22 protein-coding genes are annotated in these 25,736 nt (G+C 68.7%); 13 read left to right on the forward strand and 9 right to left on the reverse strand.

Annotated features, from left to right (window positions below; translation table 11 throughout):
- Positions 1-32: 32 nt before the first annotated feature.
- Positions 33-257: a DUF3073 domain-containing protein gene (locus AWU67_RS17085; RefSeq protein ID WP_082717099.1), complete on the reverse strand. Its 225-nt coding sequence runs from the start codon at positions 255-257 to the stop codon at positions 33-35.
- Positions 258-403: 146 nt separating this feature from the next.
- On the opposite strand from AWU67_RS17085, the gene AWU67_RS16500 reads away from it, so the two are divergent.
- A complete protein-coding gene (locus AWU67_RS16500) occupies positions 404-1,474 on the forward strand; it encodes an FAD-dependent oxidoreductase (protein ID WP_067231625.1) in 1,071 nt (356 codons plus the stop codon).
- A 113-nt stretch (positions 1,475-1,587) separates the two neighbouring features.
- On the opposite strand, the gene AWU67_RS16505 is transcribed toward AWU67_RS16500, so the two are convergent.
- From AWU67_RS16505 to AWU67_RS16515, 3 genes are all read right to left on the reverse strand, one after another.
- Positions 1,588-3,717 carry an APC family permease gene (locus tag AWU67_RS16505; protein ID WP_425339205.1) on the reverse strand — a complete coding sequence of 710 codons (2,130 nt, stop codon included), beginning with the start codon at positions 3,715-3,717 and terminating at the stop codon, positions 1,588-1,590.
- 100 nt (positions 3,718-3,817) lie between these two features.
- Entirely contained in the window at positions 3,818-5,068 is a 1,251-nt protein-coding gene (locus tag AWU67_RS16510; protein WP_067231632.1) for a glycoside hydrolase family 1 protein, read from the reverse strand.
- 70 nt (positions 5,069-5,138) lie between these two features.
- Positions 5,139-5,609 carry a MarR family winged helix-turn-helix transcriptional regulator gene (locus AWU67_RS16515; RefSeq protein ID WP_067231635.1) on the reverse strand — a complete coding sequence of 157 codons (471 nt, stop codon included), beginning with the start codon at positions 5,607-5,609 and terminating at the stop codon, positions 5,139-5,141.
- 80 nt (positions 5,610-5,689) lie between these two features.
- On the opposite strand from AWU67_RS16515, the gene AWU67_RS16520 reads away from it, so the two are divergent.
- Positions 5,690-5,926, forward strand: a complete 237-nt coding sequence (locus AWU67_RS16520) for a hypothetical protein (protein WP_067231638.1) — start codon at positions 5,690-5,692, stop codon at positions 5,924-5,926.
- 45 nt (positions 5,927-5,971) lie between these two features.
- On the opposite strand, the gene AWU67_RS16525 is transcribed toward AWU67_RS16520, so the two are convergent.
- On the reverse strand, positions 5,972-6,607 hold the full coding sequence (locus tag AWU67_RS16525; RefSeq protein WP_067231640.1) for a PadR family transcriptional regulator: 636 nt from the start codon (positions 6,605-6,607) through the stop codon (positions 5,972-5,974).
- Positions 6,604-7,470 (reverse strand): DUF4097 family beta strand repeat-containing protein, encoded by an 867-nt coding sequence (locus tag AWU67_RS16530; protein WP_067231643.1) that lies wholly within the window; start codon positions 7,468-7,470, stop codon positions 6,604-6,606. Before AWU67_RS16530 ends, AWU67_RS16525 begins: the two co-directional genes overlap by 4 nt.
- A 217-nt stretch (positions 7,471-7,687) precedes the next feature.
- Here AWU67_RS16530 and AWU67_RS16535 point away from each other — a divergent pair, with 217 nt between their 5' ends.
- Positions 7,688-8,446 carry a MerR family transcriptional regulator gene (locus AWU67_RS16535; RefSeq protein ID WP_067231647.1) on the forward strand — a complete coding sequence of 253 codons (759 nt, stop codon included), beginning with the start codon at positions 7,688-7,690 and terminating at the stop codon, positions 8,444-8,446.
- A gap of 683 nt (positions 8,447-9,129) precedes the next feature.
- Positions 9,130-9,867, forward strand: a complete 738-nt coding sequence (locus AWU67_RS16540; protein WP_067231651.1) for a DUF4097 family beta strand repeat-containing protein — start codon at positions 9,130-9,132, stop codon at positions 9,865-9,867.
- Positions 9,868-10,127: 260 nt separating this feature from the next.
- Here AWU67_RS16540 and AWU67_RS17855 read toward each other — a convergent pair whose 3' ends face one another.
- Together AWU67_RS17855 and AWU67_RS16545 are read right to left on the reverse strand one after the other, a co-directional pair.
- Positions 10,128-10,256: a hypothetical protein gene (locus tag AWU67_RS17855; RefSeq protein WP_257720951.1), complete on the reverse strand. Its 129-nt coding sequence runs from the start codon at positions 10,254-10,256 to the stop codon at positions 10,128-10,130.
- A 45-nt stretch (positions 10,257-10,301) separates the two neighbouring features.
- Positions 10,302-10,934 carry a YczE/YyaS/YitT family protein gene (locus tag AWU67_RS16545; protein ID WP_234407296.1) on the reverse strand — a complete coding sequence of 211 codons (633 nt, stop codon included), beginning with the start codon at positions 10,932-10,934 and terminating at the stop codon, positions 10,302-10,304.
- A 91-nt stretch (positions 10,935-11,025) separates the two neighbouring features.
- Here AWU67_RS16545 and AWU67_RS16550 point away from each other — a divergent pair, with 91 nt between their 5' ends.
- The 8 genes from AWU67_RS16550 to AWU67_RS16585 all read left to right on the forward strand — a co-directional run bounded on the left by AWU67_RS16550 (position 11,026) and on the right by AWU67_RS16585 (position 21,425).
- On the forward strand, positions 11,026-12,513 hold the full coding sequence (locus AWU67_RS16550) for a PLP-dependent aminotransferase family protein (RefSeq protein WP_082717100.1): 1,488 nt from the start codon (positions 11,026-11,028) through the stop codon (positions 12,511-12,513).
- A 64-nt stretch (positions 12,514-12,577) separates the two neighbouring features.
- On the forward strand, positions 12,578-15,742 hold the full coding sequence (locus AWU67_RS16555; protein WP_067231658.1) for an efflux RND transporter permease subunit: 3,165 nt from the start codon (positions 12,578-12,580) through the stop codon (positions 15,740-15,742).
- A 206-nt stretch (positions 15,743-15,948) separates the two neighbouring features.
- The gene (locus AWU67_RS16560; RefSeq protein WP_067231662.1) at positions 15,949-16,617 is read left to right on the forward strand and encodes an SAM-dependent methyltransferase; all 669 of its coding nucleotides are present in this window, start codon (positions 15,949-15,951) and stop codon (positions 16,615-16,617) included.
- Between the two features lie 50 nt (positions 16,618-16,667).
- Positions 16,668-17,621 carry an L-lactate dehydrogenase gene (locus tag AWU67_RS16565; protein ID WP_067231665.1) on the forward strand — a complete coding sequence of 318 codons (954 nt, stop codon included), beginning with the start codon at positions 16,668-16,670 and terminating at the stop codon, positions 17,619-17,621.
- An 8-nt stretch (positions 17,622-17,629) separates the two neighbouring features.
- Positions 17,630-18,163 carry an NUDIX hydrolase gene (locus AWU67_RS16570; protein WP_067231667.1) on the forward strand — a complete coding sequence of 178 codons (534 nt, stop codon included), beginning with the start codon at positions 17,630-17,632 and terminating at the stop codon, positions 18,161-18,163.
- A 44-nt stretch (positions 18,164-18,207) separates the two neighbouring features.
- Complete coding sequence (locus AWU67_RS16575) at positions 18,208-19,203, forward strand: NAD-dependent epimerase/dehydratase family protein (protein ID WP_067231670.1); 996 nt, start codon at positions 18,208-18,210, stop codon at positions 19,201-19,203.
- A gap of 286 nt (positions 19,204-19,489) precedes the next feature.
- Positions 19,490-20,335, forward strand: coding sequence for an arginase family protein (locus tag AWU67_RS16580; protein WP_067233004.1), 846 nt, complete (start codon positions 19,490-19,492; stop codon positions 20,333-20,335).
- 76 nt (positions 20,336-20,411) lie between these two features.
- Positions 20,412-21,425, forward strand: coding sequence for a LacI family DNA-binding transcriptional regulator (locus tag AWU67_RS16585; RefSeq protein ID WP_067231673.1), 1,014 nt, complete (start codon positions 20,412-20,414; stop codon positions 21,423-21,425).
- A 44-nt stretch (positions 21,426-21,469) separates the two neighbouring features.
- On the opposite strand, the gene AWU67_RS16590 is transcribed toward AWU67_RS16585, so the two are convergent.
- Positions 21,470-23,953, reverse strand: a complete 2,484-nt coding sequence (locus tag AWU67_RS16590) for a glycosyl hydrolase family 28 protein (protein WP_129586762.1) — start codon at positions 23,951-23,953, stop codon at positions 21,470-21,472.
- Positions 23,954-24,159: 206 nt separating this feature from the next.
- Here AWU67_RS16590 and AWU67_RS16600 point away from each other — a divergent pair, with 206 nt between their 5' ends.
- Positions 24,160-25,701, forward strand: a complete 1,542-nt coding sequence (locus tag AWU67_RS16600) for an ADP-ribosylglycohydrolase family protein (RefSeq protein WP_067231685.1) — start codon at positions 24,160-24,162, stop codon at positions 25,699-25,701.
- The last annotated feature ends 35 nt before the right edge of the window (positions 25,702-25,736 follow it).

The following is a 25,736-nucleotide window of genomic DNA, read 5'->3' on the forward strand; positions in this document are numbered from 1 at the left end:
CTGAGCTCACGGCATCCGTTACGGAGAGAAGACTAAGCGCGCTTCTGCTCGTCTTCCGTGGCGTAGGTGTCCTCGTACTGCGTCGCCTCGTACTCAGGCCACTTGGCGAGGTCTTCGTCGAGACGATCCCCACCAGGTCGAACATCACCACTATGCGTGAGTTCGCGTTCGAGTGCACCGTAGTTGGTGTCGGGGCTGAAGTACTTCAGCTCACGGGCTACCTTGGTGTGCTTTGCTTTTTGACGGCCGCGCCCCATGCGAGACCCCCTTACGATGACAGGCCGGTTGCTAATGATGCGCCCGGGATTTACCGATAAAAAGTATGAAAACTAACCGCCAGTTTAGCATGTAGGGTGCACAGTGCCGGTGGCCGCTTCGCAGACAGAGATTGGGACGAGGTTTGATGAGATCCGACCGTGATGTGCCGGTCGTTGTCATCGGGGCAGGGCAGGCAGGGCTTGCCGTTGCGTACTATCTGCACCGCTTTGAACTTACGGCTGGTCAGGACTTTGTCGTGCTCGATCGAGGCCCGGATGCCGGCGGCGCCTGGCAGCACCGCTGGCAGAGCCTGCGGCTCGGCTCTGCCCACCGCGTGCACGACCTGCCGGGCATGGCTGAACTTGGGCTCAGTTTCGAGACTGCCGAACGCGACGTGCCGGCGCGCGCCGTCGTCTCGAACTACTACCGACGCTACGAGGAGCACTTCCAGCTCGCGGTCGAACGCCCCGTCAGGGTGCGCTCGGTCGTGAACAGTGGCGCCGACCTGCAGGTGCACACCGACAGTGGCTCCATCGGCACTCGCTTCGTCGTGAACGCGACGGGTACCTGGGGTGCCCCATTCATCCCGCACTACCCAGGGGCGATGGCCTTCGCCGGCCGCCACCTGCACACGGCCGACTACGTCTCGGCCGAGGACTACCGCGACAAGAACGTTCTGGTGGTCGGCGGCGGCACCTCGGCGATCGGCTTCATGCTCGAGCTGGAGGGCGTCGCGGCCAACCTGAACTGGGTCTCGCGGCGGCCGATCGACTGGATCGACACCGAGCTGCTCGACGTGGAGGCGGCTGCGGCGGCTGTCGCCGCGCAAGACCGTGCCGCGCGGGCGGGCCACCCGCTGCCCAGCATCGTCAGCGGCACCGGCGTGCCCAAGACCCGCCGCATCGCCGCGGGCATCAACCGCGGTCTTCTGGTGGCCAAACCGATGTTCAGCGTGCTGGAGCCGGGCGGTGCGCGCTGGTCAGACGGCAGCTTCGTCCCGGCGGACGCGATCATCTGGGCGACCGGCTTCCGGCCGGAACTGCGCCACCTGGCGCCCTTGAAGCTGCGCGAATCCGCCGGCGGCGTGACCGTGGCATCCGGGGCCTCCTGGACCGACCCGCGTATCTTCCTCGCCGGCTACGGCCCACAGGCCTCGACGATCGGAGCGAGCCGGGCCGGCCGCACGATCGCCCGCCAGATCATGGCGCTGCTCTAGCCGAGCGTGCCCGCACCGCGCTGCGGCACTGGTGTTCACGCCGGCACGCGGTACTCCACGTGCCGGTGTGAGCACCGCGTGCCGAGGCGAGCGGGTGCCGGCCGGCATCCGCCCTACTTGCGCTTTCTGCGGCGCGAGTTCGCCGGGCGCGAGGTCGAGGCCGGCGCGCCGGGCGGCGGCCCACCCGTTGCGGCCCCCGGTCGCGGCTGCGGGCGGCCGTTCAGCACCGTCGCGGGCGCGATCGGCTTGCGCTGCACCGGGCGCACCGGCTCGCCGCGTCGGTCCTGGCCGGGGATCGGGCGCGAGCGGCGCCCGTAGATCAGCTGGCTGGAGTCCAGCAGCCACGGCACCAGCGCGATGGTCACGCCATGCACCAGCATCAGCTTCTGCCGCACCCGGCGGGCCTTGTGGTTGTGCAGCAGCCCCTCCCACCAGTGGCCGACAATGTACTGCGGCATGTAGATCGTCGTCACCTCGGAGCCGTGCTCCACCCGGCGCGACTTCACGTACTGGATCAGCGGGTGGCTGAGGTCGCGGTAGGGCGAGCTGAGCACGCGCAGCGGCACCTGGATGTTCATGCGCACCCAGTCCTTCTTCAGCTGTTTCGTCTGCTCGTCGTCGATCGACACGTGCACGGCCTCAAGCGTCTCGTGCCGGGCGGCGATCGCGTAGTCGAGCGCCTTGAGCACGGGCTTCTGCATGTTGCCGACGAGCACGATGGCGTGGTCGCCTTGCGAGCCGAACGTGGTCGTGGGGTCGACCTCGATCTCCTTGGAGACGTCGCGGTAGTAGCGATTGACCCCGAGCATCAGCAAGAACAGGATCGGCATCATCAGGAACACGAGCCAGGCGCCATGCGTGAACTTCGTGACGGTCACCACGAGCAGAACCACGGCGGTCATGGCGGCGCCGAGGGCGTTGATGGCCAGGCCCCGCCAGATGGCACCGCGGTCGGGTTTCGGCTTCTTCAGCTCGCGCAGCCAGTGCACCACCATGCCGGTCTGGCCGAGGGTGAACGAGACGAAGACCCCGATGATGTAGAGCTGGATCAGCACGGTGAGGTTCGCCTGGAACACCGCAAGGATGACGATCGCCGCCAGCGCCAGCAGCAGCACGCCGTTCGAGTAGATCAGTCGGTCGCCGCGGGTGCTGAGCGACTTCGGCGCGTAGCCGTCTTTCGCCAGCACCGAGCCGAGCAGCGGGAAGCCGTTGAACGCCGTGTTGGCGGCGAGCAGCAGCACGAGCGCCGTCGACGCCTGGATCACGAAGAACAGGATCGAGTTGTTGCCGAACGTGGCGGCAGCCACCTGCGCCATCAGGCTGCGTTGCGGCTGGTTCTCACAGTCGGGGAATCCGACCAGGTTGCAGGCGCTCTCCGCGTAGTGCACCTGGGTGATCAGCGCGAGGGCGGTGAGGCCGGCGAACAGCACGATCGCGATGCCGCCCATCAGCACGAGGGTGCCCTGGGCGTTCTTCACCTTGGGTGCCCGGAACGCCGGAACGCCGTTCGAGATCGCCTCCACGCCGGTGAGCGCGCTGCACCCGCTGGCGAAGGAGCGCAACAGCAGCAAAATGACGGCGGCCTGCGTCAGCTGCTCGGCCTGCACGGCGTAGCCGGCCGACTCGGCCACCGGGGCGTCGCCGAACATGGTGCGCACCAGGCCGACGACGATCATCAGCGCGACGCTGCTGATGAACAGGTAGGTCGGGATGGCGAACGCGCGACTGGACTCGCTGACCCCGCGCAGGTTGACGGCGGCCAGGATGACGACGAAGACGATGGCGAGCTCGACGCGGAAGCCGTTCAGCTCCGGGATCGCCGAGATGATGTTGTCGACACCGGATGCCACAGACACGACGACGGTCATGACGTAGTCGACCAGCAGGGCGGATGCCACAACGAGGCCGGACTTCTCACCGAGGTTGCGGTTGGCCACCTCATAGTCGCCGCCGCCGGAGGGGTACGCCTTGATGAGTTGTCTATAGCTGGCCACCACGGTGACGAGCAGCACGATGACAGCGAGCGCCACCCAGGGCGCGAAGCTGAGGAAGGCGAGCCCGCCGATCATGAGGATCATCAGCAGCTCCTGCGGCGCATAGGCCACGGAGGAGAGCGGGTCGCTGGCAAAGATCGGCAGCGCCAGGTGCTTGGGGAGCAGCTGCCCCTCGAGCTTCTCGCTGGGGAGAGGATCCCCGATGATCCAGTGTTTTGCGGAACGCGGTTCCGCGGGTGTTGAGGGCAGGTCTTTCGTCACGGCTGGTCAGCCTACGCCTGCGCGCGCGAAAGGCAAGCGGTCCTCACGGAATCCTCACGGGCGCATGCGCGACGTCGTGCGGAACGGCCTAGGGGGCGAGTGTGCGGGCCGTGATGATGCGGCGGTACTCCGAGCCGCTCCGCTTGAGCGTGCGCCGGCCGGACTCGTCCAGGTGCACCAGCCCGGAGCAGCCCTCGTCGCTCCGCGCCGCCGCGGCCGTGTCGAGCAGTGAGCAGTAGAAGTAGCCGCGCACGTCGACGCCGGCATCGACGGCATCCAGCACCGCGCCGAGGTGGGAGTGCAGGAACTCCGCGCGCTCGGCATCGTCCACAGCGCCGTCGGGCTCGAGGGTGTCGTCGGAGGCGACGCCGTTCTCGGTCACGTACAGCTCAGCGCGGGCTGGTCCGGTGTACTCGGCCTCGACGGCGACAAGCAGCCGGCGCAGTCCGTCTGGCTGCACCTCCCAATCGACCGCGGTGAGCGGCGGCAGCGGCGCAGGCGGTGGCGGCTCGACGGCGCCGGGGGTCGGCGGGTCGCCGGCCAGCTCGCTGACGACCGCGCCGTGGTAGTAGTTGACGCCGAGCAGGTCGATCGGCTGCGCGATCTGGGCGAGGTCGCCGCTCAACACGTGCGCCTGCAGGTCGAGCCCGGCTGCGTCCTGCAGGAAGTCCTCCGGGTAGCTGCCGCGGAACAGCGGGCCGAGCGCCGCCCGGTTGAACTGGGCGTCGACGCGGCGGGCCGCATCGAGGTCGGCCGCGCTGGCCGGGTCGGCCGGGGTGGCGACGGTGAGGTTGAGCGTCACGCCGAGCCGGAGCGCGGCATCCCGTTCGCGCAGCGCCTGCACGGCCAGTCCGTGGGCGAGCAGCCGGTGGTGTGCCGTCGACGGGCCGGCGGCGAGGTCGAGCCCGCCGGGCCCCCACGGCTCGCCGAGGGTCAGCCAGACGGGCACCCGGTCGCCCAGCGCCTCGTGCAGGCCGAGCGCGTAGTCCCGAAACCTGTATGCCGTGTCGCGGTTCGCCCAGCCGCCCTGCGCGGCGAGCGGTTCGGGCAGATCGCCCCGGTAGAGCGTGAGCCAGGGTGTGATTCCGGCGTTCAGCAGCTCATCGCAGAGCCGCCTGTATGCGTCGACGCCCCGTTGGTCCAGCGCACCGCCGTCGGGGCAGGCGCGCGACCAGGAGCTGGAGAACCGGTATGCCGCCAGGCCGAGCTCGGTCATCAGTGCGACGTCGTCGGCCGCGCCGTCATCCTGCCCGGCGGCGGTCGCCGCACCGAACAGGAACCCGTCCGGGAAGTGGCGGGCGGTAACGGCATCTGTGTGGGGAGCCCGGAAAATGCTCATGCCCTACATTGTTCGCCTGTTGCGTCGATTCGTACACCGCTAGATCGCGGTGCGTGCGCTGGCTTTCGGGCTAGGCTGCGCCGACCGCCGCGATCACGCGGGAGAGCGTCGTGCGCAGCTCGGCGAGTTCGTCGAGGCTCATGCCGAGGCGGTCGATGATCTGCGGCGGGATCTCGAGCGCCTGCTCGCGGAGGGCCCGGCCGGCATCCGTCAGCGACACGTCGAGGGCGCGCTCGTCCTGCGCGTTGCGGGCCCGGCTCACGTAGCCGATGCCTTCGAGCCGTTTCAGTAAAGGGGAGAGGGTGGCCGGCTCCAGCTGCAGGGCCTCGCCGAGGTCGCGCACGGTGCGCGGGCTGGACTGCCAGAGGGCGAGCATGACGAGGTACTGCGGGTGGGTGAGCCCGAGCGGCTCGAGGATCGGGCGGTAGGCGCCGATCACGCCGCGGGCGGCCACGGCCAGCCCGAAGCAGACCTGGCTCTCGAGCGCGAGAAGATCAACGGTTGCCGCTTCGTCCTGAGTCTTCGTCGGTGTGCTGCTCACTCGTGTCGCCTGCCTTCGCGTTGTCTGTGTTCCATCCCCACGGTTTGATGCGCGGGGAATCAGTTAGTACACTAATCATTATGGCACGAAGCAAAAATGACGGCACGGGCGGAAAGCTCGCAGGGCTCTTCGATCGACTCAACCGCAAACTCGTGCCGTACATCGGGCCGCCCCCGCTCGGGCCCTACAACGAGACGCCGCCGGCCGTGCCGGCGCCGCGGCTCTGCCCGCTCTGTGGCGTGGCCATGGACGAGCACGAGATCGACCGCTCGGGCGAGCGCACCCAGCTGTACTGCCCGCCCCGCGCGCAGGCGTAGCCAGCCGGGCAGCCTCGGCCCGCGCCCGGGCCGAGGCTGCCCGGGCTACTTGGTCTTCAGCAGGTCGAGCACTTCGGTGCGCACGGCGTCCAGTCGTTCCCGCAGCAGCGTTGCTGCCTCCTGGGGAACGTTCCCGCGCGCCGCCTGGGTGCGCAGCTCGGTGCGCAGCTCCTGCCGAAACTGGTTCAGCGTCAGCTCTGCATCATGCAGCGCCCTCACCGACTCCTGGTGTGCCTGCATGGTGGGGCCGGCGGATGCCGCGGCCTTTGCCGACTCCGTCTTGCCGCTCTGTCGCGCGCTTCGTGCGGCGCTGGCCAGATCGGCGCGCAGGCTGCGCATGGCGTCGTTCACGCCGGCGCGCACCTCGTCGGCGATGCGCCGCACCGAATCGGTCATGGCCTCCTCGATCGAGTCGAGCTCGCCGCGGCGGGCCTCCAGCTCGGCGCGGCCGGCATCCGTGATCGAATACGTCGTCTTGCGTCCGTCGCTCTCCTTGCTGACCAGCCCCTCCTCCTCGAGCTTGGCCAGGCGCGGGTAGATCGTGCCGGCACTCGGGATATAGCTGCCGCCGAAGCGGTCGCTCATGGCCTGGATCAGCTCGTAGCCGTGCCGCGGCTGCTCGGCGAGCAGCGAGAGCAGGTACAGCCGCAGGCTTCCGTGGGCGAACACCGGCGGGGTCATGCCGAGGCCTCGCCGTCGTGGGTGACCCTGAAGCCGGAGTCGGAGTCGGCCGAGGAAGCCGCGTGCCGGCGAACGATCGAGATGTTGCCGGAGACCGAGTTCGCCTGCAGGTCGAGCCAGCTACCGGAGAGGTCGCCGATGACGCGCTCGAAGCCCTTGCCGAGGGTGCCCTTGAAGTTGGTGTCGTCGAGGAAGACGGTGCCGGCGACGGTGTTCACCCGGTAGCGCTCGCCGCGGCCGGAGTCCATGCGCACGGTGAGGTCGCCGGAGACGGTGTTGGTGTTGACCTCTGCCGGCGTGCCGACGACGTCGAGGATCATGTTGCCCGAGACGCCGTCCGCGTGGAAGCGGGTGATCGCGCCGCTGGCGACCACGTCGCCGGAGACCGTGTTGACGTTGATGCGGCCCGTGTGGTGCCCGACCGAGACCTCGCCGTTGACGGTGTTCGCGTCGAGGTCGCCGATCACGTGGTCGATCACGATGTCGCCGGTGACGGTGCTCACCTTGGCGTCGGTGGCGAAGCCGGAGACGAGGGCGGACGCCGACACGACGCCAAGCTTGACGGCGACATCGCGCGGCACGAGAACGCTCACCTCGGCCTTGGCGCTGCCCTTGAAGCCCTTGAATGCGTCGATGAAGTTGTCCCAACGCAGCTGCGGGTGGTCGATCTCGAGGGTGTCACCGTCGATCTCCACCTTGAGTTCCTTGCTGGTGACCGAGTGCACCTCGACGCGGGCGCCGGGCTCGTCATGGGCGAGCACGTCGATCTTGCCGCCGATCAGGCTGACCTTGAGTTTGCGCACGAGCTCGAGGTCGATGACCTTGCTGTCGCCGGGCTGAATGAGCCACTTCTCGATTGCCATTGCGTTCTCCTTGAGTGGGCGGCGGATGCCGAAACCGGTGCATACGCGATATATCGCGACTTGCTGAAATTCACGATATATCGCGTTTCCGCGATCGTCAAGCGATATATCTCGATTTGCCGCTTGACCTTGACGCTGCGTCAACTTCTAGGCTCGTGTCATGCGGAGGACGGGAGCAGCGGAATCCGCAAATGTGAACCACATGGAAGGAGCGCGCATGGACTGGTCGATCCACGAGATCGCCAAGCTGGCCGGCACGACGAGCCGCACACTGCGGCACTACGACGAGATCGGGCTGCTGACGCCGAGTCGCATTGGCGCCAACGGCTACCGCTACTACGGGCAGGCGGCGCTGGTGCGGCTGCAGCGCATCCGGCTGCTGCGCGAGCTCGGCCTCGGCCTGCCGGCCATCGCCGAGGTGCTCGCGAACGAGCGCGACGAGGGGCAGGCGCTGCGCGGCCACCTGGGCTGGCTGCAGCAAGAACAACAACGACTGGCGCGACAGATCGCGTCGGTGCAACAGACGATTCACGATCTGGAAGGTGGGCAGCAGCTCATGGCAGAGAACATGTTCGACGGCTTCGACAACTCGCAGTACAAGGAGGAGGTCGAGCAACGCTGGGGCACGAAAGCCTATGCGGCAGGCGACGCCTGGTGGAACTCGATGAGCGCCGCAGAGAAGGGCGACTGGCAGCAGCGGCAGAAGCAGCTGGCCGGGGAGTGGGCGGATGCCGCGGCGCGCGGCGTCGACACGGGCGGTGACGAGGCGCAGGCCCTCGCCCGCCGGCACTTCGAGTGGCTGCGGGCCATCCCGGGCACGCCGGGCGGCGGCACGAGCGGCCCGCCGAAGGCCTACCTGCTCGGGCTCGCCGAGATGTACGTCGCCGATGAGCGCTTCGCCGCGAACTACGGCGGCGTGGTTGGCGCCGAGTTCGTGCGCGACGCTCTGACGGCCTTCGCCGAGCGAGAGCTCTAGGGCTCCCGTCGGCCCCCTCCGCAGGTTGAGCCCCTCCGCTGGTTGAGCCTGTCGAAACCCCGATTTCGACAAGCTCAATCAACGGGGTTCTTCTCGTCTCCGTTGGCTCGAGGGAGCCTGCGACCGAAGCCAACACGCCCGCCGGCCGGGCCCCTCCCGCTGGCCGGGCCCCCTCCCGTCGGTCGAGCCCCCTCCCGCCCGTTGAGCCCCCCTCTGCTGGTTGAGCCTGTCGAAACCCCGATTTCGACAAGCTCAATCAACGGGGTCCTCCTCGTCCCCGTTGGCTCGAGGGAGCCTGCGACCGAAGCCAACGCGCCGCCGGCCGGGCCCCTCCCGTCGGTCGAGCCCCCTCCCGCCGGCCGGGCCCCTCCCTCTGGTTGCACCCCCCGCTGGTTGAGCCTGTCGAAACCCCGATTTCGACAAGCTCAATCAACGGGGTTCTTCCTTGTCTCCGTTGGCTCGAGGGAGCCTGCGACCGAAGCCAACGCTCCCGCGGGCCGGGCCCCCTCCCGCCCGTTGAGCCCCTCCCGCTGGTTGAGCCTGTCGAAACCCCGCGGGCACGGGTGGCTGCCCGCCGCGCCGCTTCGGGGGCATTCCCCCGTGACGGCCCCGCGGCGCCCGCGTAGTTTGGAGGCAACGAACAACGGCGCCCGCCCGGGCCGCCGCCTGGAGGAGACATCATCATGCGCACCACATTCCGCACCGTTACGGCCGTGGCAGGCATCGCCATCGCGGCGCTGGCACTCAGCGGATGCGCCCTGCTGCCCGCGCACGCAACGAACGACAAGGCGACGCTCACCGAGACGGTCAGCGCCGTGCGCATCAACGGCAACAGCGGCAGCGTCACGGTGCAGGGTGTCGTGGGAGCCACCGACATCCGCATCGAGCGCGAGATCCACTACTGGGGCAACAAGCGCCAGTTCGACGCAACCTACGAGGTCAGCGGCACAGAGCTGGTGCTCAACGGATGCGGCAATCGTTGCAGCGTGGACTACACCGTCGAGCTGCCGGAGGGCGTCGACGTGAGCGGCCGCACCGACAACGGCGCCATCGAGCTCGAGGCGGTGAACGACGTCGACGTGCAGACCAGCAACGGCAAGATCTCGCTGGACGAGGTCGCCGGCCGGGTGAAGGCATCGACGAGCAATGGGCGGATCGAGGGCGAGGCCCTGAATGGGGCAGGCATCATCGCGAAGACCTCGAACGGGTCGATCGAGCTCGAGCTCGAGACCCCGCAGAACGTGCGGGCAAACACCTCCAACGGCTCCATCACGCTGCACGTGCCGAGCGGCTCGTTCAACGTCAAGGCCGAGACGTCCAACGGGGCGAAGAACATCAACATCCCCACCGACCCGAACGGCACGTTCCTGCTCGACGTCGGCACCTCGAACGGCTCGATTACCGTCAGCCCCGTCGACTAACGTCGCCGGCTGGTCGGCGCTCACGCCAGTTCTGCCGAAACAGCGCCAACCCGGTTGGCGCTGTTTCGGTTTAACGGCCGTGAACTCGGCGCGCGGGGGTGGCTTCGGTCGCTGGCGCTCCCTCGAGCCAACGGGATAAGGCGTAGACCCGCTGCCGCAGTCAAGGCACCCAAGCCCGTTGGCTGAGCTTGTCGAAACCCCGATTTCGACAAGCTCAATCGGCGGGGGTTGCGGGCTCGACCGGCTGGGCGCGAGCGCGGCTAGCGGACGGCGCGGGGCGCCGAGTGCCGGTCGGGCGCAGCACGGTAGCCGTCGCGGGCGACGGTGACCACCGCGGCGACGACGGCCCAGACACCGAGCAGGGCGAGAACGCCGAGTAAAACGATCATGGCGGGGGTTCCTTTCTAGGTCTCGAACGGTGCGGGCGGATGCCGCTAACCGGCGGCGGGGTCCAGGGCGGGCGCCGCGGCATCCGCGGCCCGCGGTTTGACGGCGAAGAACGGGATGGTCCATTGGCAGAGCGGCCCGATGAGCACGGCGAAGGCCGCGGTGCCGAGGCCGACGTTGCCGCCGAGTATCCAGCCGAGCGTGACGACGCTCAGCTCCAGGCCGGTGCGCACCGTCCAGATCGCCCAGCCGGTGCGGGCGTTCAGCCCGGTCATCAGCCCGTCGCGCGGGCCGGGGCCGAAGTGCGCGCCGATGTACAGCCCGGTCGCGACCGCGAGCACGAGCAACCCGGCCACGAACAGCAGCACGCGCGCCCAGAGGTCGAGCCCGGCCGGGATCAGCGCCAGGCCGATGTCGGCGGACGGGCCGACGAGGAGCGCATTGAGCACGGTGCCGATGCCCGGCCGCTGCCGCAGCGGGATCCAGATCAGCAGCACCACGGCGCTGATCAGCACGGTGATCAGGCCGAAGCTCAGCCCGGTGTGCTTGACGATGCCCTGCGTCAGTACGTCCCACGGGGCGGCGCCGATCTCGCCGCGCATGATGAGCGCCATGCCGATCCCGTAGAGGAAGAGACCGACGAGCAGCTGTGAGATGCGCAGGGGGAGTCGGCCGGTCACGGGGGTCAGGGGATGAGTCGAAGAAGCCACTCTGCAATCCAATTGCATGATTGGCCTTTCGCCCAATAGCCAATTCACCTAAAGTGGCCTCATGCTTGAAGCCACGCCCGTCGTGCCCGCCCGCATCACCCACGCCGCCGGCACCCCTGCCAGCAGTGCGCGCAGCATCGGTGCCCGCACACTGGCCACGCTGATCGGCGAGTGGCGCGAGGCCGGCCCCGCCTACGGCGCGCTGGCCGACCGCATCCGCCTGCTCGTCATCGACGGCCGCATCCCCGTCGACACCCGGCTGCCCGCCGAGCGCGAACTGGCCGAGCAACTCGAGCTCAGCCGCACCACCGTCACCGCCGCCTACCGGCAGCTGCGCGAGCTCGGCTTTCTGCAGAGTGTGCGCGGATCCGGCAGCGTCACTCGGTTGAGCGGCAGCCCCGGCATGCTCTCGGTGCCGGGCGACCGGGGCTACCTCGACCTCAGCAAGGCGGCCATGCCGGCCCTGCCCTGGCTCACCGAGGCTAGCCGCCGCGCCGTCGACGAGCTGCCACGCCACCTTGGCGATGCCGGCTACGACCCTGTCGGCATCCCCGAGCTGCGCGCCGCCATCGCCGATCGCTACACCGCGCGCGGGCTGCCCACCCAGCCCGAGCAGATCATGGTGACCATCGGAGCCCAGCACGCCATCGCGCTGCTCTCGCGTGCTCTCGTCGGCCGCGGCGACCGCGCCCTGATCGAGCAACCCACCTACCCGCACGCCTACGAGGCGCTGCGCGCGGCCGGCGCGCGGCTGGTTCCGGTGAGCGTGATGTCGGATGCTGCGGAGCGCGGTCTCGAGACGGCCGGGTTCGAGCAGGCCATCCGCCAGTCGAACCCCGCCATGGCCTACCTCATGCCCGACTTCCACAACCCGACCGGGCGCTCGCTCGACGAGGGTCAGCGGGAGCGGATTCTGGCCGCCGCCGCCAAGCAGGGCACCGTGGTCGTCGCCGACGAGACGACAGCAGAGCTGAACATCGACCGGCCGGACACCCCGCTGCCGATGGCCGCCTTCGGCGACGCCGTGCTCGTCGGCTCGATCGGCAAGACCGTCTGGGGCGGGCTGCGCATCGGCTGGATCCGGGCCGAGAAGCCGCTGATCCGCAAACTCATCGGGCTGCGGGCGCCGGGCGACCTCGGCACCCCGATCCTCGAGCAGCTGATCGCGACCGAGCTGCTGCCAGAGATGCCGCGCATCCTCGAACTGCGCAGCGCGCAGCTGCGCGCCGGCCGCGACCACCTCGAGCGCCAGCTGGCGGAGCGCTTCCCGCAGTGGAGCGTGCCGCACGTGCACGGCGGGCTGGCCACCTGGGTCAACCTCGGCGCACCGGTCAGCTCGCAGCTCGCTCTGGCCGCCCGCAACCACGGGCTGCTCGTCGCGGCCGGGCCGCGCTTCGGCATCGACGGGGCGTTCGAGCGCTTCCTGCGGCTGCCGATCAGCTACTCGGCCGAGGAGACCACGCGCGCCGTCGACGCACTCTCCCTGGCCTGGGGCTCGCTGCTGCGGCATCCGGTGCCGGATGCCGGCTACCTCGCCGACGTCGTCTAACGGTCACCAAACAGCATTGCGGGGGATGACGCGCGACCGCGCCGTGCCCTGACAGAATGGCGCAATGCACCTTCTCGCTGCGCTCTCGATGAAGAACCGCGCGCTGATCGCCCTGATCACGGTTGTCGTGATGATCTTTGGCGGACTCGCCCTCACCAGCCTCAAGCAGGAGCTTGCGCCGTCGATCGCCTTCCCGCAGCTGGCGATCATGACGAGCTACCCCGGAGCATCGCCCGACGTGGTCAATACCGACGTGTCCACGCCGATCGAGACCGCGATCCAGGGCATCACCGGCCTGGAGTCCACCTCGACCAGCAGCGAGACGGGCGTCTCGATCGTCAACGCCTCCTTCACCTACGGCACCGACCTGGCCTTCGCCGAGCAGAAGCTGCTCAGCGCGATCAACCGCATCTCCAAGGAGCTGCCCTCCGGTGCCGACCCGCAGGTGTTGGCGCTCAGCCTCGACGATTTCCCGGTCATCCAGGTGGCCGTCACCGGTGCCACCGACGTCAGCGCGCTCTCGGACGAGATCTCCCGCACCACGCTCGGGGAGCTGCAAGACATCAAGGGCGTGCGCGAGGCCAGCATCGTCGGCAAGGTCGGCCAGCGGGTCACCATCACGCCGAATCCGGCCGAGCTCGCCGCCCGCGGGCTCACCGTTACCGCGATCACCGACGCCCTCTCGCAGAACGGCGTGCTGCTGCCCGGCGGCTCGATCACCGAGAACGACAAGACGTTCTCGGTGCAGACCGGCTCCCGCATCACCAGCATCGACGAGCTCGCCGCACTGCCCGTGCTCGGCGCCACCACGGGCGGCTTCGAGCCGCAGCTCACGACGATCTCCGAGGTAGCATCCGTCGCCCTGGAAGACAACCCGACCACCAGCATCTCCCGCGTGAACGGCCAGAGCGCCCTGACGATTGCGATCACCAAGCTGCCGGCGGCCAACACCGTCGAGGTGTCGACGGCCGTGCGCGACATGCTGCCGTCGCTGCAGAGCTCACTCGATCGCACCAACCCCGGCGCCACCTTCACCGTCGTGTTCGACCAAGCCCCGTTCATCGAGCAGTCGATCGAGTCGCTCGCCGTCGAGGGCGCGCTCGGCCTGCTCTTCGCCGTGCTCGTCATCCTGCTCTTCCTGCTCTCCGTGCGCGCCACCCTCGTCACGGCGATCTCCATCCCGACCTCGGTGATGATCACGTTCATCGGCCTGCAGGCCGCCGACTACACGCTCAACATCCTCACGCTCGGCGCGCTCACCATCGCGATCGGCCGCGTCGTGGACGACTCCATCGTCGTGATCGAGAACATCAAACGGCACCTCGTGGCCGGGCCGGACAAGGCGGCCACCATCGTCAAGGCCGTCAAGGAGGTGGCCGGCGCCATCACCGCGTCGACCATCACCACGGTCGCGGTGTTCGTGCCGATCGCGCTCGTGGAGGGCGTCACCGGCGAGCTGTTCCGGCCGTTCTCGCTCACCGTGACGATCGCGCTGCTCGCCTCCTTGCTCGTCGCCCTCACCATCGTGCCGGTGCTCGCCTACTGGCTGCTGAAGCCATCGCAGGCGCACAAGCACTCCGGCATGTCAACAGAGGCGTTGGCCGAGGAGACGGGCATCGACGAGTTGGAGCACCCCTCGCGCCTGCAGAAGGGCTACCTGCCGATCATCCGCTGGACCCTCAACCACGGCGTCGCCACCCTGCTGGTGGCCGTGCTGATCCTCGGCGGCACGATCGCGCTGCTACCGCTGATGAAGACGAACTTCCTCGGCGACTCGGGCCAGAACACGTTCCAGGTCAGCCAGGAGCTGCCCGTCGGCACCAGCCTGGCAGCGCTCGACACGGCATCGACTGGCGTCGAGAAGACGCTGCGTGAGACCGACGGCGTCGAGATCGTGCAGACCTCGATCGGCGGCGGCACCGGGCTGCAGGCCGTGTTCGGCGGCGGCAGCTCCAGCATCACCTACTCGATCACCACCGCCGACGGCTCCGACAACGCGGCGATCCAGGCGTCGGTGCGCACCGAGCTCGACAAGCTGAAGGATGTCGGAACCATCACCATCGCCTCCTCGAGCGGCTTCGGCGCCTCCAGCGACATCGAGGTCGACATCACCGCGTCGAGCGCGGCCGACCTGCAGCAGGCGACCGACACGATCCAGGCCGCCGTCAAGAAACTCGACTCGGTCTCGCAGACCAGCAGCAACCTCTCCGAGTCCCGCACCTACATCGGCGTGCAGGTCGACAGGGATGCCGCGGCGCAGGCCGGCTACAGCGAGGTCGCGCTCGGGAGCGTGGTGTCGCAGGCGATGCAGCCCCGCCAGGCCGGCACGGTCGTGATCGACGAGAACACGCTCACCATCTACATCGCCTCGGAGAACCCGCCGGCCACGATCGAGGCGCTCGCCGCGCTGGAGGTCCAGACCGTGGCCGGGCCGGTGCAGCTGGACTCGCTGGCGACCGTCGCGCAGGTGGAGGGGCCGGCATCCATCACCACGGTGCGTGGGCTTCGCAGCGCGACCGTCACAGCCACCCCGAACAGTGACGACCTCGGCACCGCGAGCGCCGAGGTCTCCCAGGCGGTCAAGGCCGCCGACATCCCCGCCGGCACGACCGCGTCGATCGGCGGTGTCACGGCCGACCAGGCTGACGCGTTCTCGCAGCTCGGGCTGGCCCTGCTGGTCGCGATCCTGATCGTGTACATGGTGATGGTGGCGACGTTCCGCTCGCTGCTGCAGCCGTTGCTGCTGCTCGTGTCGGTGCCGTTCGCGGCGACCGGTGCGATCGCCCTGCAGGTCATCTCGGGGGTTCCGCTCGGCGTCGCCTCGCTGATCGGCGTGCTCATGCTGATCGGCATCGTCGTGACCAACGCCATCGTGCTCATCGACCTGGTGAACCAGTACCGCGACCGGGGAATGACTGTGCGCGATGCGCTCGAGCACGGCTCGTCCCGGCGTCTGCGGCCGATTCTCATGACGGCGCTCGCCACCATCTTCGCGCTGCTGCCGATGGCGCTCGGCATCACCGGTCACGGCGGCTTCATCTCGCAGCCGCTCGCGCTCGTCGTCATCGGCGGACTCGTCTCGTCGACGGCGCTGACGCTCGTCGTGCTGCCGGTGCTGTACTCGCTGGTCGAGGGCGGCCGCGAGAAGCGCAAACTGCGCAAGGCGGCGGCCGCGGAGGATGCCGGCCCCGCGGCCGAGCCGGAGCCCGCGCCGGCTCCGGCTGGCTGAGCCGGCCCCGCTGGGTGAGCCGGCCCGCGCTGGGTGCGCTTGCCCCCGCTGGCTGAGCCGGCCCCCGCTGGTTGAGCCGGCCCCCGCTGGTTGAGCCTGTCGAAACCCCCGAGTAGCCCCGTTGGCTCGAGGGCGCTTGCGACCCAAGCCCTGGCAGTTCGTCGCGCAGTCCGCCGCGACATCCGCAGGACGGCGATACTGAGAGCATGACGGACTTCGACAAGGACTACTGGGAACGGAAGCACCAGGACGAGAGCCACACGAGCGCGGCGTCCGGCACCCTCGACACCGTGCCGCATCCGTACCTCGCGACCGAGACCGCCGGCCTGACCCCCGGCACGGCGCTGGATGCCGGCTGCGGCACCGGTGCGGAGGTGGTCTGGCTGGCCGACCACGGCTGGCAGGTCACCGGCGCCGACATCTCGTCCACCGCCCTCGCCCGGGCGGCGGCGCGCGCTGCCGACGCCGGCCTCTCAGACAAGGTGAGCTGGGTCGAGGCTGACCTGACCACATGGGAGCCGGAGCACCAGTTCGACCTGGTCGCCAGCAGCTACGCGCACCCGACCATCGCGCAGCTCGATTTCTATGAACGCATCGCGCGCTGGGTCGCCCCCGGCGGCACGCTGCTGCTCGTCGGCCACCTGCACGACTCCTCTGGGCAGCAGCACGAGCACGGGCACGAGCACGAGCACGAGCACGGCCACGGCCACCGCCCGCCCGCCGAGGCCACCGTCACCCTCGACGATATCCGGGGGCGCTTCGCGTCGGCCGGCTGGCAGGTGGAGACGGCCGAGGAACATGACCGCACGCTCACCAGCCCCGGCGGCCAGCAGGTCTCGCTGCGCGACGTCGTGGTGCGCGCCACCCGGGCCTGACTCCACTTCCGGCACTCGCGCCGCATCCGTCACAGCGCAATACTGGGAGTATGACGCTCACTCGCGGAACCAAGCTCACCGTTGTCGGAGCCGGAAGCGTCGGGTCGTCGCTGGCCTACGCCGCGCTCATCCGAAACTCGGCCCGCGAGGTCGTGCTCTACGACATCGCCACGGCCAAGGTCGAGGCCGAGGTGCTCGACCTCGCGCACGGTACCCCTTTCGCCGGGCCGTCGAGCATCAGCGGCGGCAGCGACATCGACCTCACGGCCGACTCGGATGTGGTCGTCATCACCGCGGGCGCAAAGCAGCAGCCGGGGCAGACCCGGCTCGAACTGGCCGGCGTCAACGTGCGCATCCTTGAGGCGATGCTGCCCCAGCTGGTCGCGCTGTCGCCGAACGCCGTGTTCATCCTCGTCACGAACCCCTGCGACGTGCTGACGGCCGTGGCCGAACGCATCACCGACCTGCCGAAGGGGCGCATCTTCAGCTCGGGCACCGTGCTGGACTCCGCCCGGCTGCGCTGGCTCGTCGCCGAGGCGGCCGGCGTGGCCCCGCAGAGCGTGCACACGCTCATCGTCGGCGAGCACGGCGACACCGAGTTCCCGCTCTGGTCGGCGGCGACGATCGGCCAGACGCCGCTGAGCGCCTGGACGGATGCCGACGGCACCGCGCTGTTCCCTCGGGAACGCCTCGAGACGCTCACCCACGACGTCGTCAACGCCGCGTACAAGATCATCGAGGGCAAGGGCGCCACCAACTACGCGATCGGCCTCTCCGGCGCCCGTATCGTCGAGGCGGTGCTGCGCGACGAGCGCAGCATCCTGCCCGTCTCCAGCGTGTTGCACGGCTACCGCGGCATCGACGGGGTGGCGCTCAGCCTGCCGTCGATCGTTGGCGCCGGCGGGGTGCAGCGGGTGCTCGACGTCGCGTTCGATGCCCGCGAGGAGGAGCTGCTGCACCATTCCGCCGAAGCGCTGCGCCGCTCGATCGAGCTGTTCGCGTAGGCCGAATCATGGCCACCCCCGACTTCGTTCTCGCCCTGCGCGAGAAGATCGGCACCGCCCCGCTCTGGCTGAGCGGGGCGACCGCCGTCGTGCTGCGCGCGAGGTCGGCATCCGACAGCGCGGCGTCCGGCAGCGCGGCATCCGACAGTGCGGCGTCCGGCAGCCACGAGGTGCTGCTCGTGCGCCGTGCCGACAACGGCGCCTGGACACCCGTCACCGGAATCATCGACCCGGGGGAGGAGCCGGCGGATGCCGCTGCCCGCGAGGTGCTCGAGGAGGCCGGCGTCGTCGCCGAGGTGGAGCGCCTCGCCTGGGTGCAGTCGCTGCCGGAGCGCGCCTACGTCAACGGTGACCGGGCCGCCTACCTCGATCTGGTCTTCCGTTGCCGCTGGGTGAGCGGGCAGCCGCACCCGGCGGACGGCGAGAACACCGACGCGGCCTGGTTCCCACTCGACGCACTGCCGGAGATGTCGCCGAACATGCGCGAGCGCATCGCCGAGGCGCTGAAGCCGGCCGGCCCCACTCGTTTCAACCGTACCTAGCGCGACCGACCGGCCCAGCGACCGAAGTACTCACGGAGGCACCGATGCGGATTCTGATTTTGGGCGGCACGGCCTGGCTCGGCCGAGAGATCGCCGGACAGGCGCTGGCGCGGGGGTACGGGGTCACCTGCCTGGCCCGCGGCGAATCCGGCGACGTTCCGGTCGGTGCAGAGCTCATCGCAGTCGATCGCGCGAGCCCCGACGCCTACGCGGATGCCGCGCACCGGCAGTGGGACGCCGTGGTCGAGCTCTCCTGGCAGCCGGGTTTCGCGCGTGCCGCCCTCTCCGAGCTCGGCGGCCGGGCCGACCACTGGACGCTCATCTCGTCGACCAGCGTCTATGCCGCGGCCGACCAGATCGATGCGGACGAGTCGGCCGAGCTGTTCGCCCCCTTCGTCGGCGATCGCGCGACGAAGGCCGACTACGGCAGCGCCAAGGCGGCCGTCGAGCTCGCCTCCCGCGCCGCGCGGGGCGACACGTTGTTCGTCGTGCGGCCGGGTGTGATCGGCGGCCCCGGCGATGAGAGCGGGCGCAGCGGCGCCTGGGTGGCCCGCGCGGCCCGGGCGCCGGAGCAACCGATGCTGGTCGCCGCCGAGTCGGCGACGCCGACCCAGATCGTCGACGTGCGCGACCTCGCCACGTTCGTGCTCGACTCGGCAGAGCGCGGTGCTCTCGGCACAGTCAATACGGTGGGCCCGATCGTGCCGCTCGGCGAGTGGGTCGAACTCAGCCGGCGCGTCGGCGGGCACGAGGCGGAGACGATCGCCGCGCCATCCGCGTGGCTCCTGGCCCAGGGCGTCGAGGAGTTCATGGGCGAGGAGTCGGTGGCCCTCTGGCTGGCCGACCCCGACTTCGCCGGGTTCTCCGCCCGCTCCGGCCGGGCTGCGGTCGCCGCGGGGCTGCGCCATCGCCCCCGCGCTGAGTTGGTGGCCGATGTGCTGCGCTGGGAGCACCAGCGCGGGCTGGACCGCCCGCGGGGCGCCGGGCTGAGCGCCGCGCGCGAGGCCGAACTGCTGAAGCTCCTCGCCCGAGAGCCCTAAGCCTGCCCTCGCCCGCCCCGTCGCCGCATCGACTCGCAGAGCATGCGCCACGAATCGGCGGTTGGAGCCTTCTCTGATGAGTCGATGACGGGCGCAGGGCAGGCGTCTGGCCGCACAGACAGCCCGGGCCGCGGATGCCTGTCGCGCCGGCATTCGGATTGCTAACGTCGAGGCTGTGACGCCGACGACACCGTACCCCTCCGTTTCCGCCAACCTGCCGCACGACCCGCTCTGGCCGCGGCTCGGCGGCTGGCCCGCTCCGGAATCGCTGATGCCCGGCGCACACATCGACCTGGCCCTGATCGGGTTGCCGGCCTGGCGCACCTCACTCTCCACCACGAACGCGGGGGAGACCCCGGACGCGATCCGCGCCGTGCTGCCGCGCTACTCCGACGCGCTGATCGCCGACCGCGGTGTGCGCGGCGACATCCGCAGCCTGGCCGATCTGACGATCGTCGACCTCGGCAACGTGCACGAACCCGACGGGCCGGAGGGCGAGAAGCGGGCGCTCGCCGCTGTCGCGCGGGCCGCCGGCCTGGCCGACATGGTGGTCGCCCTCGGCGGCGACAACTCGGTGACCGTCGCCTCGGCGCTGGGTGTGTGGGGCGAGGCGCTGCCGAGCGCCGGGCTGATCACCCTGGACGCCCACTACGACCTGCGCGACGGCGTGAACAACGGCTCGCCCGTGCGGCGGCTCGTCGAGGCGGGCCTGGACGGCGGCCGGATCGTGCAGATCGGCATCGCCGACTTCGCGAACTCCCGGCGCTACGCCGAGCGCGCGCGCGACTACGGCATCACTGTCGTGCACCGCGACGAGCTGCACCGTCGCCCGATGGCCGACGTCATGGCCGAGGCGCTCGACATCGCCGGCTCGGCGGGTGGCCCGGTGCACGTCGACCTGGACGTGGACGTCTGCGACCGCTCTGTCGCGCCGGGCTGCCCGGCATCCGTGCCCGGTGGAATCTCGGCCTACGAGCTGCGCCAGGCCGCGCGCACTGCCGGTGCTGACCCGCGGGTGCGCTCCGTCGACATCGCCGAGGTCGACGCGACGGCGGATGCCGCGGACGGCCGCACCGTGCGCTTGGCCGCCCTCTGCGTGCTCGAGGTCGCCGCCGGGCTCGCCCTGCGCTGAGGCTCGCGCTTCTCGGATAGGCTGACGACCGCCGAAGACATGTGGTCTTCAGGCCGCATCCATCTGGAGGGACCCCATGACCCGGCGAGCGACAATCCGTGAGGTTGCCCGGCTCGCTGACGTCTCACTGGGCACGATCTCGAACTACCTCAACGACAACAAGCCGATCGCACCAGAGACGCGCGAGCGCATCGAGTCGGCGATCGCGCAGTTGGGGTTCATCCCGAACGCCGGAGTGCGCGTCATGCGCGGTGGGCGCAGCCACGCGATCGCCTTCCTCATCCCCGATTCGGGCAACCCGTTCCTTGCGGAGGTCGCTCGCGGAATCGAGGACGTCGCCATCGGCGCCGGGCACGTTGTCGTGACCTGCAACACCGACGGGGACCCGGAACGTGAGGAACACTACGCGCGCGCCTTGTCGGAGATGCGCGTTGTCGGCGCCGTCGCGATGGCGATGAGCGCGAGCGAGACCGCGCTCCGCCGGCTCGAGACCAGCGGTGCCCCCGTCGTGATCCTCGGTGGTGGCAGCCACGGCTTCGGGTTCCCGGGGATCGACGTTGAGAACACGCATGGCGGGTACATCGCGATGCGCCATTTGCTCTCGCTGGGCCATCGAGACGTTGTATTCGTCGGCGGCCCCGGCGCCGAACCGCAGATCGAAGACCGCTTCCTGGGGGCCCTGCGCGCGCTTGATGAGGCCGGTGTCGAGCGTTCCAGGCTCCGCCGGGTGAATGCGACGGGCAACACGACGGCTGCCCGCCGCGAGGCTGCCGAGCGAATCGTCGATGAGATTCCCGATGCAACCGCGGCGTTCTGCGCCAACGACATGATCGCGCTCACCCTGGAGTCGGTGCTGCTCCACCGGGGAGTCGCCGTGCCGGGGCAGTTTGCGATCGTGGGCTACGACGATATCGAGAGCGCGGAGCTCGCGCCCGTTCCCCTGACGACGATTCGCCAGCCGCAGTACGACCTCGGTCGTGCCGCCGCTGAGCTGGTGCTGGAACTCGCCTCCGGTGACAGCGCGGCCGGCCGCACCCGTTCGTTCGAGCCGGAGCTCGTTGTGCGGGGATCCACGGTCCCGCAGCTGTGAAGCGGGGACGAGAGCGGGGCAACCGCCCCGCCCTCACCCTCCGCCTAGCCGGGGATCACGCTCACGCGGTCGATGAACGCGGTCCTGTCGGCATCCGTTGTGCCCTCGAACCCGATCGTGTGGGTTCCTCCGCCTTGCGTGATGGGCGGTGTGGTGAACTCCACGTAGCTGGTACTTCCTGGGGTGTAGCTTCCGAGAAGGACGTTGTCGAACGTCACCTTGACGGTCTGCGGTGCCGCGTCGCCGGGGCGGGCCGCGAGTGAGAAGCGCACGCGGTACGAAGCCCCGACCGGCGCGCTTCCGAAACTCTGTTCAAGCCGGCCGCGCTTCTGCACGAACCCGACCTGGGAGCCGTCCGGTGCGTTTGCGGCTCCGTACAGGCCGACCCCGAACAGGCTGCCGTTGCTTGCGATACCCGCCTCGCGAAAGTAGGTCCATTCAGATCCGGAGGGTGTGTATTGGAACGATCCCGGCATGCTGGGCGCCTCGAAGCTCGTGTTGCGCAGCGACGACGGCGGCCCGGTGGGAATGTTCGTCCCGTTGACCTTGACGTCAGAAACGAGCCCAGAGATCGCGAAGTTTCCATTCGTCGGGTTGCTCACCGTTGCGCCGGCGCGCGTGTAGCCGGCGATCTGCACCCCGGTGATCGCCCCAGTTCCCGCAATCGTCGAGGCGCGCTCTCCGGTTCCGTTCACCTGGATGCCGGACAGTGTGACATTCGAGATCGTGCCGCCTCCTTCTCCCGCGAAGCGTTCGTCACTGCGCAACTGGAACACAACGGCCTTGGACGGGTCGCGGAACGAGTCGATTCGGATGTTGCTGAACGTGATGTTCGAGGTGTGGTTGTTGCCGTTGGGCCAGACCTTCATCACGCCGTTGAACTTGTCGAGGTCGTACACGCCCTGCTGGTTGAGCACATCACTGTTGCTCACAGTGATGTCACTGATTTCGGCGTTCGGCACAGTACCGAGACCGAACAGGAAGATGTGAGCGTCATCGCCCCAGAAGACGCTGTTCGTGAAGACATTCCGTCGCCCGGTGCCGTAGTGGTACATCACGATGTTGTCGTCGGGCGTGCGGATGAAGACGCCGCTCACCAGCCCGTCGGAGGAGCCGCTGAAGTGGATGCCGTCGGCGTTCACCTCGTAGGCGAGGATGTTGATGTTCTTCACCTTCGGTCGGGTCGCAAAGTTCATCACGACGGTCCACATCGTCGGATCCAGGATCGTGATGCCTTCCACAGTGTTGTCACTGCCTCCCGTGAGCCAGATCGATCCGGTGCGCACCTCTCCTTGCCCGGCGACGTCGTGGGTGAGCGTGCTCCCATCGAGGATGCCGCGACCTCGGATGGTGATGTTGCTGATTCCGTCGGATCCGAACGCGCCGTGTACGAGCGATCCGGGGGCGAGGTAGACGGTTGACGACTCGCGGATGAAGAACGTCTCTCCGGAGTGCCAATTGCCGTAGCCGCTTTCGGAGGCGTAGGCGCTCGTCGTGCTGCCGTCGGCGATCGTTGCGAAGTTGGGCATGGCGCCGGCGGCAGCGCGGCCCTGGGCAAGGTTGCCGGAGGAACCGGCGAAGGCCCGAAACTCGGACACCGCGTTGGAGAACTGGAACCCCGTTGCCGTGGCGCTGCCCAGCAGCTTCACACGGATGTAGCGGGCGGCGCGTGGTGTGAACGTATTCGTCACCTCACCGGTCTGGGTGTTGCTGCGCCCGTCGACGGCGAGGGTGTACGGATCGGACGCGGCGCGTTTGGTCTCGACCGTGTACTTGTTGGGGTACGCCGTCGGCGTCATGCCGATCCCGATCTGAAACGTGGATTGGGCCAGCTGGATGCGATCGAGGGGATACTCCGCACCCAGATCAAACTCCGCCCACATCCCACGGGGGAGGGTGTGCTCGCCTGCCGCGAAGTAGTAGGTGTCCTTTCCTTGCGGCAGCTGCAGCGGCGCCTCCTGCCCCGGTTGAACGGTGAAGACGTTCGCCGCGCTGGGATCAGGGGCGTTGACCTCGAGCGGATTGGTCAGCAGGTGGAGCGTTGCGCCCTCCCACGAGCCGTTGGCACGAAACACGAGTTTGCGTGGCGCATCCGTGTTCTGGGTGAGGGGGAACGTCACCGTGTTCGAGCTCTGGGTGCCAGCGATGGCGTAGGAGGATGGCCTGATCTCGTAGCTCGTGAGGGGAGCCGCGTTGTAGCTCACCCGCACGTCGATGGTTCCCGTGAAGTCGAAGTTCACCATGGACGCGTCGAAAGTGCTTCCGTCCTGGTGCCCCAGTTTGACCCGGTAGGTGAAAAGGTTCGTCCAACTGCTGGTGCCGCTGGCCCTGACCGCCACCGCGAAGTCGGGGTTGGACGCGGTGCCGCTTGGCGGCTGCCAGGTCTGGATCGTGCCGGTGTCGGCCCAGCTTCGCGTGGGCGCCGAGAGCGCGAAGGTCAGGGCTACGAGTGTGAGGGCAAGAACGCTCGCGAGTGTTCTGCGGGTCGTGAGCGCCCTGTGATGATGGGGTCGCGGTGTGAGGTGCATGGCTTCCTTCTCGTCGTTGATGAAGAATGTTGATCGCTTGGGTGAACAAGTTCAATGGCGATACTGACATTGGCCGAGTGTTGCTGCAAGCCATAATTGGCGATTTTTCGGGCAAGTTGAGTCGAATAGAAACCGCTTCTTGTGCGAATGCGTGTCGATGTGCAATGCTCAGTGAACTTGTTCACCAGAAATTGCGAAGAGGCATTGTGACCATCAGCACCACGTTTGAGAGCGCGACGCTCAGCGCCGAGACCATCCGCCAGAAGATCCAGGGCTGCTGGTTGGGCAAGGCAGTGGGCGGAACGCTCGGGCAGACCTTTGAAGGATTGTCCGGGCCGCTTGAGGCCGACTTCTACTACCCGGTTCCGACCGAAATGGTTCCGAACGACGACCTCGATCTGCAGGTTGTGTTCGCCTGCGTTCTCGCCGCGCTGGAGACGCCCATCGTCGACCGCCACGTTCTCGCCGACGCGTGGCGCCGACACGTCGACTTCCCATGGAACGAGTACGGCGTCGCAATGCGCAATCAGGCAGAGGGGATCCACCCTCCCCACACGGGGTCGTTCGACAACTGGTTCACCTGCGGCGAGGGGGCGGCCATCCGCTCCGAGATCTGGGCCTGCCTGGCTCCGGGCAACCCGGATCTCGCCGCGGCCTACGCCTACGAGGATGCCTGCTTCGACCACGAAGGTGACGGCATCTACGCCGCCCAGTTCCTCGCCCGATTGCAGTCGGCCGCTTTCGTCGAGTCTGACCCGCAGACACTGATCGACATCGCCCTGGCCGGGATCCCCGCGGACAGCGGGATCGCGGCGGTTGTCGCGGACACGCGCCGCTGGGTGGCCGAGGCCACGGACTGGCGCGATGTGCAGGCGCTCATCATGGAGAAGTACGGTCGCCAGGACTTCACCGACGTGCGGCCGAACACCGGCTTCGTCATTCTGGGCTGGCTCATGGGCGCGGATTTCTCAGAGCGAATCTGCATCACGAACAACTCTGGGCAGGACTGCGACAGCTCCACCGCATCGATCGGCGCGCTGCTCGGCATCCTCGACCCCGGTTCCATCGGGCAGGAATGGCTCGCACCCATCGGCGACGAGCTGGTGCTGAACGAAGAAATCAGAGGGTTGGAGCACCCGGCGACCATCGCGGGCTTTACCGATCTGGTCGTCGATCTGGGACGTCGGCTGAGCGGGGAAGCGCCCAACGCCGAGGAGTATCCCTTCGACCCGAGTGCACACCGTATCCCCGTCGGCATCGGTCATTTCAACACCACGCAGGGCCGCTGGGACATCCGCGATCAGTCGGAGCTTCCGCCCGTTGGTTCGCCGGCACCCGCCGTTGAGACGGCGCCGAGCTCGCTGCCGGGAACCGTCGTTTCCATGCCCAGGGAGTCCTTCCACGATCGGCTGATGCTGCTGACTTTCGCCGCGAATTCGCGCGGGCGCTCCGCCGTAAGATTGATGTTCAATTGCACGGAGGACTACCGCATCTGGCTGGACGGCGAATTCTTGCACGGTGCCCAGGGGAGTGCTCTGTTCTTCCCGGCTCCGCACATGGCGCCCGTCGGCCAGTTCGTTGACTTCTCGATGGCCGAGGGAGAGCACGCGTTGACGATTGCCATCAAGAGACCTCCCCTCGAGCGCGCCGCCGCCGATTGGGTGCTCGGCCTGGTTGAGATGCCCAGCGCACTCTGGATCGAGCACGCCTTCCGACCGAGCCCGCTCGCGCCCGAATCGACCTTTTAGCCCCACCCTGGTACCCCACTGCAGCACCATCCCTT

The organism is Microterricola viridarii, assembly GCF_001542775.1.
Taxonomy (GTDB): Bacteria; Actinomycetota; Actinomycetes; order Actinomycetales; family Microbacteriaceae; genus Microterricola; species Microterricola viridarii_A.